Source organism: Pseudomonas sp. MAG733B (genome assembly GCF_036884845.1).
Lineage (GTDB): Bacteria > Pseudomonadota > Gammaproteobacteria > Pseudomonadales > Pseudomonadaceae > Aquipseudomonas.
The window spans coordinates 686279-700436 of the sequence record NZ_CP145732.1 but is presented as its reverse complement, the minus strand read 5'-3'; the positions used below and the strand labels follow the sequence as shown (position 1 = coordinate 700436).

The following is a 14158-nucleotide window of genomic DNA, read 5'->3' as shown; positions in this document are numbered from 1 at the left end:
TCAACCAGCGATCGAAATATTTAGTATCGCGCTCCAGGCAAAATCCCAACTTATTCGCTCCTGCTCCAGTCGCACATTCTGCCCAATCCTGTTTTGCTTGAGGCTCTCGTAAAGAAGCTGCTCCGAAGCCGAGAGGTTGGGCAATCTCATCGCGGAGTGAGGATCCTTTTCTTCTCCCCAAAGGGACTGATGGGAAAACAATGTGTGCTCATCCATCATTAGGGTTTGCACCTCTGGTAGGTAGCTTCGCGCTCGACTCAAAATAGCGAAGCCATGTGTGTCCAAATCACCCCAGTAGAAACACTTTTTGTTGGCAAGCCAGGGAAGCTGGCCAAGAACGTCGACGGCGTAGCCTAACCTCATGATAACGACTGTCCCGGGGAGTTCATCGAAGGCCAATCCCGTCTGGAGGTTCTCGACGATGAACACTCGGGTCACGGACAAATTCAAGGCCGATATCTGTTCCAAAGGCGCACTAATGTCGCCTAGTCCACCTAACTGACGCCGGAGCAGAGGATCCAGGATCCTCAGGCGCATTAGTTGGGGCAATGGCCTGAGCCCACACCGCTGAAAAAAATCACGACTGCCCAGTGGATCACTTTGTAAGTGAGCCAGAAGTTCGGCCACCAAGGGTTTACGACCCTCCAACCATTTGCTGTCGACACCAGCGATGGGCAATTGTCGGGGGAAGAGGTTTGAGTCGGGATGTTCGCTAATCCAGGTCAACATCTCGATGAGGCGGGTGAAATCCACATCACTGTAGTCAGCCAGCACATTGAAATACCGAGCAACCACCCCGTCCAATACGGGCCATCGTTCGACAAATGCCGCATAACGGTCCAGGGCTCTTGCCCATCGTGCGCTTTCACCGACCCAAACAGCGACGTCTGCAGGCCCCTCTAATAGCAGCCTTTCCGGAACGCGCTGGGTTCCCAAGGATCGCCAGCGGCGCTCGCCCCAAACTAAAACGCCTGCACCCTGCCAACTTTGCCAGGCATGCACCCAGCTGAGAACGCCATCAGGTTGGCGCAAGGCTTCCTGCTCCGTCGGGACACCCAGATTGATCTCCAAGGGCCCAAAGGAGGGGTGAAGTTCTTGCGCAACATGCACCTGTAGCCATTCGCGATGCATGTTCTGAAATTTTCTCGTCAGCTGCGTGTGCACTTCCTTAGGAGTCTTCAACGTTTTCCTCATACCTGGCATGCTCCGGCAACTTGAGCCTGCGACGATCATCGTCGTATTCGATCAACAAAACACCAGAGGTTCGGCGGTCGCTGATATCCACAAAACAAGCGCCGCCGATAAAGGGCTCCAACGTCATCACGGACTTTAGGGGGGTCGCCACAATCATTTGAAAACCGAAATTGGTAAATATGTTCATCGCCAGCGTTGTGAACTCGTTGTCCGCCTTATCGAATGCTTCGTCGAGGACAACCGGCGCATACATGGGAACACCGTGTTCGTTACCACCCAATTGGTATCTGAGAGCGGCGGCCAGACAAGTCGTGGCGAGCTTCTGCCGTTGCCCGCCCGATTTACCTGCACCACTTCGATAGATTTCGACCTCGGTGCCCTCTTCATCCATTTCACGGCCAATGAATTCAACGTGTTGACGTACATCCAGCACCGCGTCACGCCATCGTTTCTGGTCAGGCTCCTGGCTGGAAAGTTTGTCTACGAGTCGACGTAACGTCATGAATCGCGATTCGGCAAATTCACGATCATCCGACCATGCGTGACGCATGGCTTCCAGGATGTCTTGCTTGAACTCCCTGACAGCAGGCAGCTGGCGATCATTGGCGTCGATGTGAAGATACGTTTTCTGGCTGGCGCTCTCGTTGAATGGCACTTGATTGAGACTTTCATTCACCAACTCCATTCGTTCCAGAATCGCCTTTCTGGCGTCATTCAGATAGGTAGAGAGTGCTGCAAGATTCTGATGGCTTTGATTACGCAGGAGGTCGAAGAAATGCTGCTCATAGCCGGGCAGGCCATCGGTTTCTAATCGAATCAGTTTTGCGAAAAAATCTGCTGCACTTAGCAAGCTAGTGTCCAGATCCCCTGCATCGAGAGGCCATCTGCGCTTGAACTCGGCAAAATGTTGCTCAACACCGTTGGCGAGCTGATCAATTTTTAATCTGAAGTCCCCGATCTCATCGCGCATTCTTCTTTCAAGAAGAGTGGTCAGGCGATCGAGATTTTCAAGCCGGACAGTGTCTGGCAGATTGGAGTAACGCTCTGCAAGACCTCGCTGTTGATCAGGCGTCAGTGCAATTAAAGAATCATCGACTTGAAGGTCCTGAAGTTTTTTCTGCTGAGTGGCAATCAGCAAGCTGGTTGCTGCCTCAGCCACCTCGATTTCACGTAACGACTCGCTGGCCTTTTCAATTTGCTTTCTCAGCGATTCAATCTGCTCACCGATTTGTTGCAGAGCAGTATTCCCAGACTGAACATCCCTGATTTGTCGTTCCAACGTCGAGATTCGGTCAAGAATCGCAGCGGCATCAATCTCCTGCCAACGTAAGTTCACCAGCGTCTGCCAATGCATGGCGCGAGCTCGCTGCGCCTTATCGTGATCCACAAGCACTTTGAGTTTACGGCTGAGCTCGGCAGCGTGGTCGGCTAACTGCCGTGCCTGTTGTTCGAATAGCTCCAGTTTGTCGCGATTATTGAAGCCCAATACCCAATTGCGACGGTCATCGACTTTACGGCGATCATCCTTTTCGTGTCGGGTTTTACTATGCTTGATTTGCCCTTCCTTCGTGAGGGCTCGCTCCGCGTTTCGAAACATCTGCACGGAATCAACACAGCTGTAGTTGAATCGTTGCTGCAATTCGTTTTTCAGCCAGTTCGCCTGCGTCCCGTCCTTGACGTTCAGCTTGAGGACAAGCGAGTCATTGCTGATGGGCTTGGATTGAAACGACTCCACCCGCCCTGTGCGGTAATAAACCAGGCGTTTCCCAAGCTGCGTGTTGTTCAGGTGCGTCGACAATGCAGCATAGTGTCGTTCGTCCACTAGCAGTGACAGTGCGAAACCGCGCAAAACCCGTTCAATAGCGCCCTGCCAGGATCCAGCGTCAGCTTTGACTTCAATTAACTCCCCGACGAAAGGCAGTGCGTTTTCAGCCAGGCCAATAGCTGAGGCAATCTCATTGCGCAGCTCCAACATTTCCGCCGGGATGTTGGACGGTTGACGCCTAAGCGCCTCAACCTCTTTCACGGTGGACGTGAATGCGGTTTCTGCCTGCTGTTTTTCGCTGGTAAGCCGAACCTGCTGCTCCAGGCAATCATTGCTTCCACTTTCCCATTGCTCAATTTCTTCCCGCGCTTCACCTACCTGCTCGGCAAATCCCTGAGGCGTCTCCCGCAAGCTCCAGCCAAGCTTTTTGCAAGCCTCGTTAGCCTGATCACGCTTACGTAATCGTTCGGCTCGCTGGTCTGCAAGCGCTGCAATTTCGGCCTTCCATTGCTCGATCTGGTCCCCACCCATTTCTCGGTGCTGACGCTCCAGATCATGTAACCCGGTCGTATGGTTACCGAGAATTGCTCTACGACGGTCCCGCTCTCCTTGCTGTCCTTCGGATTGAATGAGCAGTTCCGCGATATGTTTCTCTAACAAGTCAAACCGCAGCGTCTCTCGATAGCTGTCGATTCCTGCCTGCAACTCTTGAAGACCACTATGGTCAAGCAGCAGTGCTTGCATCCCCTCATGCATGTCGCGCGCCGGAACAAGGGTCTGGACCTGCTCACGAGCAGTGACCACCGCCTGATGCGCACCGTTAAGCTCTGCGAATTCACTCACCAACCGGTCGGCTACCTCAAAGGTTGGGGGTTTATCGAGCATGAAATCACGGAGGAAGGTATTGAGATCTCCCAGATTTTTGGCCGATTGCGTCTTATGGAGCAAGCGAAGCGCCATTTCGCTCTCTATCCCAAGAATCCGGCAAAACCGTTCGCAGTAAGCCCGAAATTTGTTTTGGCTGAAGGCCTCAGGGAATGCTTGATTCAGCTTGCGTACATCAAAATTCCATTGTGCGAACGCATCCAGTTCACGCAGATCGAAATCTCTCTCGAAAATCAGGTACTGAAGGCTGACGTCAGTCAAACCGTTGGCATTGCCACGTATCCAGAAAATTCGAACGAGCACGACTCTCTGGCCCAGTTCGTTGCGGTAAGTGAGCGCCAAAGCCGACCAGGTTGTTCCCGTGCGCAGATAGCGAGTAGCGATTTCACCGGACTCGCCATCTTTCTGCTCCGCCCAGGCGCCCCGCACGTAGCTGACCAGATTACGGTCCCGACCGGTCTTCTCCGCTTCGCGCGCGGCCGCATTGAAATCCACCCACTGAGGCGGAACCAGCAAAGCTGAAAACGCATCTAGCAATGTCGATTTTCCTGCACCGGAACGACCAACAAAGAGAAAACCACGATCCGCGATAGGAACGTCATGGATGCCGGAAAATGTGCCCCAGTTGAACACCTGCAACCGCGACATACGAAACTGCTCTCGTTCAAACAATAGGCCGGTTTGAGGAACTGGAATCATTCGTCTGCTCCTTGATCTTGAGTAAAGTTGTCCTGATCCATGGACATCTCGCCCGCAGCCATTCGCTGGTACAGGCTTGTAAGAAGCTGTATTTCCTCTGCTGAAAAAAGCAGCTTCAGGGTAGGAGAAATTTCGAATCGGTCCGCGCCATGGCGGATTTTCTGCAGAATGCTGTGTTTTTTGATTTTCTCAATAGACGCGTGTATCCGCTTGGTAAAGCCTGCACGATCAGTACTGCCAGCTCGCTCATACAAATGAAGAAACTCGACGATTTCTTCAACCGAGACAACAGCCCGCTCCCCGTGAGCTTCAGCCTGAGTCAGCAAGTGCCGTAGATGTAACAACAGAATGGAGTCAATGAAGGTCAAATGGGCACGGCGAAGAAGTCTGGGAACCTCCAGGTCTCCGGTGTCTGCCTGACGGGTAAAGGCCACCTCCAGATCAACATCAATGACCAATTCCAGAAACAAATCTGCGAGGCGACGGCGAATCACCGCCTCATCACGAATCAGCACCGGCCATAGCTTTGAGTGCCGTCTTCCATCCAAAGAAGGCCCCGCAAGCAGTTGCACTAAGGCACGACGAGTATCAAGCGGTAATTCACCACTGTCGTTAACGAACAATGCATTTGCATTTACTTGTTCGTGTTCAACTGGGTTGGGGCGCGCGCTTTCCGGTTCAGAATCCGGCAAGCCTGGAGGGAAGTGTTCAGACCAGTTCATCAATTCGCTCCCTTGTGAATATCAGAGTGGGTATGCGCGCACCACGTGCCCGATTGTCCCCCCCCAGCCATTTCACCATTTCGTGGCTTTGGCCCCTGAAACCGTGACGGCTGCCGAGTGCCAGCAGCCCGATTACGCTTCCTAACCCCTGCTCAGCAGGAAACAGCTCAAGGACCTCTGCAATGGTTGCCTGAGCTCTGAGGGTTAGTACCTCACGAACATTAGCTTTTAAGGTGCGGAAATCGATCTCCGATTGGGCCACCAGATTTCCCACAGACTCTAAATCGATGGGCGCGGCATCGCCTTCATGCATTTGATCCGGTAAAGCCTGTAGAGAGGGGTCGTAGAGTCCCCATTGGGAGTAAGACCAGATTTTGGCACTGGTCAAATCCAGGCTGTAGTTCAATGCTTCTGTGGCCTTGATCTCATCCTTCAATGCCAAAGCTGCACGTTGAGCCTCTTTGAGCAGTTGGTTCAGGCGTCGCTGCTCAAGGTACTCACGACTTTGTACGAAGTGCCGAAGGCTACGAGCAAAGGTTTGCAGGACCTCGTGGACCGTTCCTCCCTGTTCCAGCAGATTACGCGTCATACGAAGCAAAAAACGCCGGTCTTTACCGTCTAGAAGAGATACAAACTCCCTCGACATCACGCTATCCAGCGCTTGGTCTAGAGTGGCCGCCTGTTCAGGATCTGTGAGTAATCGCCAAAACGCAGAAAATGTTCTACCCGCCTCACTTTCACCGATCAGGTCTATCCCGGCGAAAAGAGCGCCAAGTGTGTCCCCCCGATTTCCATCGTTGTCCATGATCCGCTCCCTCAACCCTCGATTGAGCTGGTCGAACTGGTCGCGGACGCGGCGAAAGTCTCCTGTCAGGCCATCAGCTAATGAGATAATTTCGCGTGCTCGCTCCACCGCTGATGCATCGGCAAGCACTCGGATCGTCCCATCCTGAATGGCTTCTATTTCTTTGCTGATACGAGCCTGCTCAGTTAATAAGCGATCGATACGGCGGTGTTTATCCTGATCGGTATCCTCGGCCAAATGAACGAGCGCCTGAATAACCAACGTCAAACGGCTCTCAGTTGCCGCCGAGTAAGGCTGCTCCATGTTTGAAACAAAACGAACCGCCTCTACAGCAGCCGTAGTCAGCTCGTACTCTTCCTCTGAAGCACCCGGAGGAAAGCGTCTCTCGAGATACCCGTCCGCCAACCATCCCGCAACATAGATCTGTGCCGTCGCGAGCTTTTCACCTCGCGCCCGTAGCTCTTCGAGCTCTCGTTCAATACGCTCGTGAAAGATAGAGGCCGGCAGACTACGGTCGTTCTCATAGAGAAGAGTCTGAAGCAACCCCAAAACCAGAGGACCGTGGTCCGATGCTAGAAGCCGCCATAGAGGCAAGGTCCTCAAACGACGATAGGTGGCAATGGTTTTCTCGGCTTTCATTGGTGGCTCCCAGGAAGCGATGCCCCATGGTAACTACAAACTTTAACCAAACCACCGCTTGAGCAGTGGTTCCGAACAATCTCGGAAATGGACTACCAAAACTCTGTAAAAATCAGTCATCCGATCCTACGCACCCGTCACGCACTAAACAAAAAAACCGCCAAAGGCGGTTTTTTTTCTCACTCTGTCGTCCAATCAAACTCGTCGTATTCATCGTCCTCGTCGTCCTCAAAGAATTCCTCTTCAAGGTCGTCGTCTTCACCCACGGTTTCTTCCGGCTGATTCAGCAGAAAATCCTTACGACTCTCGGTAACCGCTCGCCGCAGTTCCTCGCCCTTTTGCGGGCAGTTGAGCATTTGGGCGATGCGGTCGATTTTTTTTGTCACGGCATCCTCCAACGCATCGACTATGGCCCGATAGTGCGCGCTTTCGGGCCTTGATGCCAAATCGTCGAGCGTTGTGCCGATCAGTTTTTCCGCAAATCCTTGAGCCGAGCGGCGAGGTTTTCGTCGGGAAAGCGTTTGTGCAGGTCGGCTAATAGTTTATCGGCCGCTTGCTTGTGCCCGGTTTTTTGCAGGCGGAGCACTTCGCGTAGCTGATCATCCAGAGACTTCACCGGCGCAGCGGCGCGCTTGCTGATTTTGGCTTCTTCAGCCAACTCCGAGTTGAAGGCTTCGCTTTGTGCGGGCGCAGCAACGTCGGCCATCGGCGCTACAGGTGCCGGGGCTGCCAAGGAACGAGCAGCCGCCGCAGGAGCTTCTGTGAACTCCTTTTTGGCCTGTGGCGCGGAGGCTTTAGGGGCGAAGTCGTAAGTCGGCGTTTGTTCCGGCGAACGCTGCACCAGCGCCAACATCAGGGCCACGCCGACCAGGCTGGCGAACGCCACTTGCCAACGGGGTTTCTGGCAAGCTTGCACCCAGCGTTGCCACAGGCTCGGTTGGCGCACCGGAACTTCACGATGTGCGGCGCCCAGGATGAATGAGTCCAGATGGGCTGGCGGCTCACCTGCCGCATGTTCACGAAAATGCTTCACCATTTCGTCTTCGGGCGTAGGACGAGCGTCAGTCATGTCAGTACCTCCTCGGCCAGCAGCCGACGCAGTTTTTGCTGGGCGTAACGCAAGCGGCTCTTGACGGTTTCCAGCGGGGTTTCGGTGAGGGTGGCGATTTGTGGCAGGTCGAGTTCGCCGTGGGCCCGTAATAGAAACACTTCACGCTGGTCGGCGGGCAGGTTTTGCAGGGCGGTTTCGAGGCGTTGGCTGTCGCGACTCAGACTCAGCAATTGCTCGGGATCAGCAGCATTGTCGATCACTGCGTGGGCCTGTTCGTCATAGCTGTCGTGCAAGGGATTGTGGATTCCGTGTTTGCGCCAATGATCGATCAGGCGGTTGCGGGCAATCTGGTACAGCCACGTACGAAAATTCGCCCGGCCCTGTGGCTGACTGGTGCTGCGGATCAAGCTCAGCCAGGTGTCCTGATAAACCTCTTCCGCCAGCTCGGCCTTGCCACTGAGGCCGAGCAGGAAGCGATAGAGCCCCTGGCGGTGACGGGCGTATAAAATCTCGAACGCCGGCCCGTCCCCCGAGCGATAGCGCGCCAGTAGTGATTCATCGCTCGCTTCAGCGGCTGACATATCAGTTGTAGCCTCCCTTGAGCGGCTGACTATTGGATGCCGTGGTGGTGCGCAGACTTTGCGCCAGCTCCACCAATTGCACGAACTCGCTGCGCAAACCGAATCGATCTTCGCCCCGTGCGTCACGGGCCAGCGCTTCGGTGTCTTTGAGGCTGAATTCGCCGGTGTAGCGCCCGTCCTTGAGCTGCTGGGAGAACGCCGCCACCGCCGCCGCAAAGCGCAGATCGTCGCTGGGTTTGCCAATCGGAGTGTTGACGATCCGGCGTTCGATCAAGCGACTATTCCCACCTTCCGGTAACTGATAACGCACACGCAGCATCGCCAACTCGCCGTTTTTATCAGCCACAGCGACGCCCGATTTACCGTAGCGCAGCGGCTCCAACCAACCCTTCTCTCCCGCTGGGACAATTTCGTACAGCGCCGTCACCGTGTGTCCCGCACCGATTTCGCCGGCATCGACTTTGTCGTTGCTGAAATCCTCACGCTTCAACGCGCGGTTTTCGTAGCCGAGCAAGCGGTACTCACTGACCTGCGCCGGGTTGAACTCCACTTGCAGCTTCACATTTTTCGCTACCACGGCGAGGGTCGAGCCGAGCTGATCCACCAGCACCTTGCGCGCCTCGCGCAGGTTGTCGATATAGGCGTAGTTGCCATCGCCGGCATCGGCCAGTTGTTCCATCAAGTGTTCATTGTAGTTATCCACACCAAAACCCAGGGTGGTCAGGGAAACGCCGGTCTTGCGTTTATCCACAGCCATTTGCTTGAGGCTGTCGAAGTCGCTGATGCCGACGTTGAAGTCTCCGTCCGTGGCGAGCAGGACACGGTTGATGCCGTTGGGGATAAACGCCTGTTGCGCCTGTTGATAAGCCAGTTCGATACCCGATGCCCCGGCGGTGGAGCCGCCTGCGGTCAATTGGTCGATGGCTGTACGAATCTTCGCCTTTTCCCGTCCGGAAGTCGGCTCCAACACCACGCGCGACTCGCCGGCGTAGACCACCAGCGACACCCGGTCCTGCTCACGCAATTGATCGACCAGTAATTTCAGCGTGCTTTTCACCAGCGGCAGACCTTCGCGGCGATCCATCGAACCGGACACGTCTACCAGGAACACCAGGTTCGCCGGGGCCAGTTCCGCGACTGCACGGTCCGACGCTTTGATACCGATGCGCAGCAAGCGGGTATGCGGATTCCACGGCGACGCTGCCAATTCGGTGGTCACGCCGAAGGGCGAGCCATCAGTCGGCAAGGCGTAGTCATAAGGGAAGTAATTGACCATTTCCTCCAGCCGCACCGCGCCTTCCGGTGGCAAACGCCCCTGATTGAGCAAGCGGCGGACGTTCGCGTAAGCGCCAGTGTCGACGTCAGCGCTGAAGGTCGAGACCGGCGTTTCGGCAACGCTGTGGATCGGGTTATCTGCCAGCGTCTGATACTGCTCTCGCTGTTCATCGCGATAGCCCTGTGGATAAAACTCACCGGCAGGCATCGGCGCCGAACTGGCGACGGGCGCCGCACGCACGCTGCGCTTGGCCATCGTTGCATCGGCCGCGACCATCTCGTGCTGCACCAACGCTTCGGTTTTCAACTCAGGCTGGGCCGGTGGCGGCACCGCTGCAGACTCGGGTTTCGACGAAACTCCGCAACCGGCAATGGCCAGCAGCAACCCGGCGGCGAAACCCTGGGCGGCCGGACGGAGGAAATGCAGAGGGAGGGACATGTGGGCTGACCTCAGGAGGAAATTGATCCATTCATCCTCTGAGACGGGCAGCCCTTTCGATTCGGGTTAAGTCGCGCTGAATATTTTTCAGCGGTGATAACGCCGCACCACGCTGCTGTTTTTCAGCACATGGCCTTTGATTTTTTCCAGAAATTGCGCACGTGTCAGGCCGGCCGGCAAAGCGTCGGGCGCCAGATCCAGGGCGTAGATCTGGATGATGTAATGGTGCGCGCTGTCGCCAACGGGCGGGCATGGGCCGACGTAACCGGTGGTGCCTTTGCTGTTGGTGCCGCCCACGCCTTCAAGCGCGGATTTGGCGCCGACACCGGAAGCAATCTGGTGGGTGCCGGCCTTGATGCCGTAATGCACCCAGTGATCGACGCCCTGGCCTTTCTGTCCATCCGGGTCGTGCATGACGATGGCGTAGCTGAGGGTGCCTGCGGGGCCGGCGTTCCAGGCCAATGCCGGTGAAACGTTGTGCCCGCCGCAGCCCGGCGCATCACTGGCCGCAGCCGAAGTGAACAAGCGGTCATCTGAAACACCCGGGATGTTCAGGGTGAAACGCTCCTGGGCGGCGTGTGCCGGAAGTTGCACGCAAAAGGCGACGGCTACGGCCGCGAGCCAAGGTTTCAGTGAGGTCAATCGGGTCATTCCGGAGCACCTTGTGCGTGTTGGGCCGTCGTCGGCGTGCAAACTATAGCCGGACCGTTCGCGCGTTGGCAGTGGCATTTGGATGAACCTCGCGTTACGCGCCAGACTCTCTAGAGAAACGCCTGTCTGGAGAGCGATCATGACCTTGCATCGCGTCGCCCGTTTTACCGACGTCTCCGAAAACCGTGGCCTGGAAGTCCGCATCGACGACAGTAAAATCCTGCTGCTGAAAGTCGGCGACCAATTGCGTGCCTATCAAGGCGAATGCCCTCACGCCGGTGCCCCGCTGGCCGAGGGCGCACTCTGCAATGGGCGCCTGACTTGCCCGTGGCACAAGGCCCAGTTTCGCATCGAGGATGGCGGATTATGTGAGCCACCCGCTCTGGACAGCCTCAAGCGTTACCCCCTCGAAGTGCGCGACGGCGAGGTCTGGGCTGGCGATCAACCGTTGCAGGATGCCCATACCCCACCCGCCGATGACGAGCGCACCTTTGTGATTGTCGGTGCCGGTGCCGCAGGCACGGCGGCGGCCTCGGCGCTGCGCGAAAAAGGCTTCGGCGGCCGGGTGCTGTTGATCGATCGCGAAGCCGGGGCCGGTTACGACCGTACGGTGCTGAGCAAATTCGTGATTGCCGGCGAGATGCCAACGGAAGAAGTCCCGTCGCTGCGTGATGACGACTTTTACCGCGAGCAACGCATCGAGCGTATCAATGCCGAAGTGATGAGCCTCGACGCCATCAACCGCACACTGCGACTGACTGACGGCCAATCGCTCCAATATGATGCGGCTCTGTTGGCGACTGGTGGTACGCCAAAACCATTGGAACTGCCCGGCGCAAACCTGCCGCAAGTGTTCGTCTTGCGCTCAAGGGCTCACGCGCAGCAGATTCTCGACAGCGCCAAGCCCGGTCAGCGCGCAGTGATCATCGGCGACAGCTTCATCGCCATGGAGTCTGCTTCATCCCTGCGCCAGTACGGCCTTGACGTCACGGTTCTGGCCCGTCAGCCAGTGCCGTTCGCCAAACAATTCGGCGAAACCATCGGCAAAGCAATTCTTGCCCTGCATGAAGCGAATGGCGTGGTGTTGCGCACCGATGGCGAAGCCACACAGATTGAAGGAACGAACAAGGTCGAAGCGGTGCTGTTGGATAACGGTCAGCGATTATCGGCGGATCTGGTGCTGGTGGGGATCGGCGTCACCCCGGCAACCGCGCCGTTCGCTGATCTGCCGCAGGAAAAAGATCATTCGCTGCGCGTCGATGGCGGTATGCGTGTGACCGATGGACTCTGGGCCGCCGGCGACATCGCCACCTTCCCGCTCAACGGCCAGCCCCGGCGCATCGAACACTGGCGCCTGGCCCAGCAACAGGCGCGTATTGCGGCCGCGAACATGCTGGGTGGCGATGAACACTACCTCGACGTACCGTACTTCTGGACCTGGCACTTCGGCAAGAATTACGACTACCTGGGCCACGCCGAAGCCTGGGATGAAGTCGAGTTCAAGGGTGATCCGTTCAAGCCCCCCTTCATCGGGCTGTTCGGCAAAAACGGCGTGGTAACCGCCGTCGTAGCGTGCGAAGAAGAGCGGACCATGGCGATGCTCGCCGAGCGGATGAAACAGCCGCTGCCAGTGGATGAGGCGTGGCGGATGATTCGCGATTGAAGCCAGACAGCAAAACGCCCGGCATCCGCATTGCGCAGAAGTCGGGCGTTGCTGGCTTACGCCTCGGTATTACTGGACTTCGCCAGCGCCGCCGAATTTGCTCATCAGGAAACCGGCAAACTCTTCGACGGTCATTTTCTGGCCGTTGAAGTCCACCTGATTGTTGGCGTAATGCAGTTTGGTCACGATGTTGTTGCCGTCCAGTTTTGCCAACTGGCTACCAACGGCCATGCTGCTGAACATGTCGGCGGTGGCGGTGGCCTGATCAGCGATGAGTTTGGCGTCGGTCTGGCCGTCGATTTGCGATTGCACGGTGAGCACGTCGACGATCATCGGCTTGGACACTTGCAGATTGAAGTCCAGCAATGCGACCAGCTGTCTGGCCAATTGGTCGGCCGGCAGGTCGATCGTTTGCGGCTTGGTCAGGTCAAGTACCAGGTTGGCGCGGCTTTCGCCATTGGTGGTATTGAACGACAGGTTCTCCAGCGCCACCTGCGGGCCGGCAGCGAGCAACTTCTCCAGATTGGTTTTGAGCTGTGCCTCTTCGGCTTCGGTCAGGTTCAGTTCCGGTGTTGGCAAACCAGCCTCCGCAGCCTCGGCGGCGGCCTGCTCGTACGGTTGCAGCTTGGTCTGGTAAATCTGCATCAATGCCATCGTGGCGGGGATGTCGAGATTCTTCAGGCTCAGGGCCATCTGCGCAGAACCAACGGCCTTGCCGTTCAGGGACACTTCACCGACTTTGTAATCGGCACGCCCGGAAGCGCTGGTGCCCGACTCCGCGGTCTGGTTCTTCATTTCGAAGTTCTTGAAGCCCAGCACCGACTGTTTCGGGCCGAATGTGGTTTTGCTGTTGCTCAACTCAACGGTGTTGTCACCGGTGTAGTAACCGTAGGTGCTTTTGGTCAGGTTGCTGGCCAGGGTCAGGCCACTCAACTCGACCTGCACCGGTGCCTGATCTTCCGAAACGGTGGTCAGCTTCAGGCTGTCCATGTAGCCATCGGCTTTGACCTTCTGCGCCTGGGCACTGGCCGCAACGTCGAGCTTCAGACCGGAAAATTTCAGGCTGGACTTGTCGTCCAGGGCCGTTTCCAGTGGCAGCAACTCAAGCGTGCCGTTAGTGGAGTTGTCGTAGCCGATATTGACCACGCCGGTAAGCGGCGAAGCGCCCTTGGTGGCGGCGAACCATTTCTCGGTGAGCGGAGTCTTTTCCAGTTCGTAATGACTGGTGGCCATGACCGGCAACCACTTCAGCGACAGCAGGCGCGAGAACGGCAGCGGACCGTGTTCCAGGTGGTCGACGAACAGCAACTCGACCGACGCCTCGCCGAACATTTCACCTTCGCCCTTGAGGCGATAGTGCGCGGTGCTGCTGAATACGTGACGTTCCAGCGAGACCAGCTCCAGCGTGGCCGTGCCTTTGTGCCCGACCAGCGCAGCCTGCAATTGCTGGTTGGCGTCGGCAAGGGAAGTGTTCAATACGCTTTCGATTTTGGTGCCGGTGTACCAGGCACCGCCGACGCTGATGGCCCCGATGGCGACCACAATTCCCAGAAGCACGCCTGCTGATTTATTCATGTATGACCCGTTCAATGTCCGTTGTTGAAGGTGTGGTCGTCTTCCCTGAACCCAGACGGGTTGCGGTCACGACTGCGCTTGAAGTGGGTTGCAGATTAGCATCAGGCGCGCGGGGTGGCCCAATGATTAAAGGTTAAAGAGTGTCTGTGAAGTTGTGTCGGATACAAAAGATCGCAGCCTTCGGCAGCTCCTTCAGGTATATGCACAGCCTGTA

General features: G+C 56.6%; 11 protein-coding genes. 1 reads left to right on the top strand and 10 read right to left on the bottom strand.

Annotated elements, in window-relative coordinates; translation table 11 throughout:
- The 9 genes from V6Z53_RS03235 to V6Z53_RS03195 all read right to left on the bottom strand — a co-directional run bounded on the left by V6Z53_RS03235 (nucleotide 1) and on the right by V6Z53_RS03195 (nucleotide 10706).
- Nucleotides 1–1182, bottom strand: coding sequence for a Wadjet anti-phage system protein JetD domain-containing protein (locus V6Z53_RS03235; RefSeq protein WP_338584123.1), 1182 nt, complete (start codon nucleotides 1180–1182; stop codon nucleotides 1–3).
- Complete coding sequence (locus V6Z53_RS03230) at nucleotides 1169–4543, bottom strand: SbcC/MukB-like Walker B domain-containing protein (protein ID WP_338584122.1); 3375 nt, start codon at nucleotides 4541–4543, stop codon at nucleotides 1169–1171. Before V6Z53_RS03230 ends, V6Z53_RS03235 begins: the two co-directional genes overlap by 14 nt.
- On the bottom strand, nucleotides 4540–5265 hold the full coding sequence (locus V6Z53_RS03225) for a DUF4194 domain-containing protein (protein WP_338584121.1): 726 nt from the start codon (nucleotides 5263–5265) through the stop codon (nucleotides 4540–4542). Before V6Z53_RS03225 ends, V6Z53_RS03230 begins: the two co-directional genes overlap by 4 nt.
- Nucleotides 5252–6709: a DUF3375 domain-containing protein gene (locus V6Z53_RS03220; RefSeq protein WP_338584120.1), complete on the bottom strand. Its 1458-nt coding sequence runs from the start codon at nucleotides 6707–6709 to the stop codon at nucleotides 5252–5254. The genes V6Z53_RS03225 and V6Z53_RS03220 overlap by 14 nt, the downstream gene beginning before the upstream one ends.
- 179 nt (nucleotides 6710–6888) lie before the next feature.
- Nucleotides 6889–7155 (bottom strand): hypothetical protein, encoded by a 267-nt coding sequence (locus V6Z53_RS03215; RefSeq protein ID WP_338584119.1) that lies wholly within the window; start codon nucleotides 7153–7155, stop codon nucleotides 6889–6891.
- Nucleotides 7156–7175: 20 nt separating this feature from the next.
- On the bottom strand, nucleotides 7176–7778 hold the full coding sequence (locus tag V6Z53_RS03210) for a hypothetical protein (RefSeq protein WP_338584118.1): 603 nt from the start codon (nucleotides 7776–7778) through the stop codon (nucleotides 7176–7178).
- On the bottom strand, nucleotides 7775–8341 hold the full coding sequence (locus V6Z53_RS03205) for an RNA polymerase sigma factor (RefSeq protein WP_338584117.1): 567 nt from the start codon (nucleotides 8339–8341) through the stop codon (nucleotides 7775–7777). Before V6Z53_RS03205 ends, V6Z53_RS03210 begins: the two co-directional genes overlap by 4 nt.
- A 1-nt stretch (nucleotide 8342) precedes the next feature.
- A complete protein-coding gene (locus V6Z53_RS03200) occupies nucleotides 8343–10055 on the bottom strand; it encodes a VWA domain-containing protein (protein WP_338584116.1) in 1713 nt (570 codons plus the stop codon).
- An 87-nt stretch (nucleotides 10056–10142) separates the two neighbouring features.
- On the bottom strand, nucleotides 10143–10706 hold the full coding sequence (locus tag V6Z53_RS03195) for a YbhB/YbcL family Raf kinase inhibitor-like protein (protein WP_338584115.1): 564 nt from the start codon (nucleotides 10704–10706) through the stop codon (nucleotides 10143–10145).
- A 139-nt stretch (nucleotides 10707–10845) separates the two neighbouring features.
- On the opposite strand from V6Z53_RS03195, the gene V6Z53_RS03190 reads away from it, so the two are divergent.
- Nucleotides 10846–12369 carry an FAD-dependent oxidoreductase gene (locus V6Z53_RS03190; RefSeq protein WP_338584114.1) on the top strand — a complete coding sequence of 508 codons (1524 nt, stop codon included), beginning with the start codon at nucleotides 10846–10848 and terminating at the stop codon, nucleotides 12367–12369.
- Nucleotides 12370–12438: 69 nt separating this feature from the next.
- Here the strand turns inward: V6Z53_RS03190 and V6Z53_RS03185 are convergent, their stop codons facing one another.
- On the bottom strand, nucleotides 12439–13944 hold the full coding sequence (locus tag V6Z53_RS03185; RefSeq protein WP_338584113.1) for a YdgA family protein: 1506 nt from the start codon (nucleotides 13942–13944) through the stop codon (nucleotides 12439–12441).
- Between the last annotated feature and the right edge of the window lie 214 nt (nucleotides 13945–14158).

Coding starts and splice junctions, on each gene's coding strand:
- V6Z53_RS03230 (WP_338584122.1), bottom strand. CDS start 4,543: ATGATTCCAGTTCCTCAAACCGGCCTATTGTTTGAACGAGAGCAGTTT.
- V6Z53_RS03225 (WP_338584121.1), bottom strand. CDS start 5,265: ATGAACTGGTCTGAACACTTCCCTCCAGGCTTGCCGGATTCTGAACCG.
- V6Z53_RS03220 (WP_338584120.1), bottom strand. CDS start 6,709: ATGAAAGCCGAGAAAACCATTGCCACCTATCGTCGTTTGAGGACCTTG.
- V6Z53_RS03210 (WP_338584118.1), bottom strand. CDS start 7,778: ATGACTGACGCTCGTCCTACGCCCGAAGACGAAATGGTGAAGCATTTT.
- V6Z53_RS03205 (WP_338584117.1), bottom strand. CDS start 8,341: ATGTCAGCCGCTGAAGCGAGCGATGAATCACTACTGGCGCGCTATCGC.
- V6Z53_RS03200 (WP_338584116.1), bottom strand. CDS start 10,055: ATGTCCCTCCCTCTGCATTTCCTCCGTCCGGCCGCCCAGGGTTTCGCC.
- V6Z53_RS03195 (WP_338584115.1), bottom strand. CDS start 10,706: ATGACCCGATTGACCTCACTGAAACCTTGGCTCGCGGCCGTAGCCGTC.
- V6Z53_RS03190 (WP_338584114.1), top strand. CDS start 10,846: ATGACCTTGCATCGCGTCGCCCGTTTTACCGACGTCTCCGAAAACCGT.
- V6Z53_RS03185 (WP_338584113.1), bottom strand. CDS start 13,944: ATGAATAAATCAGCAGGCGTGCTTCTGGGAATTGTGGTCGCCATCGGG.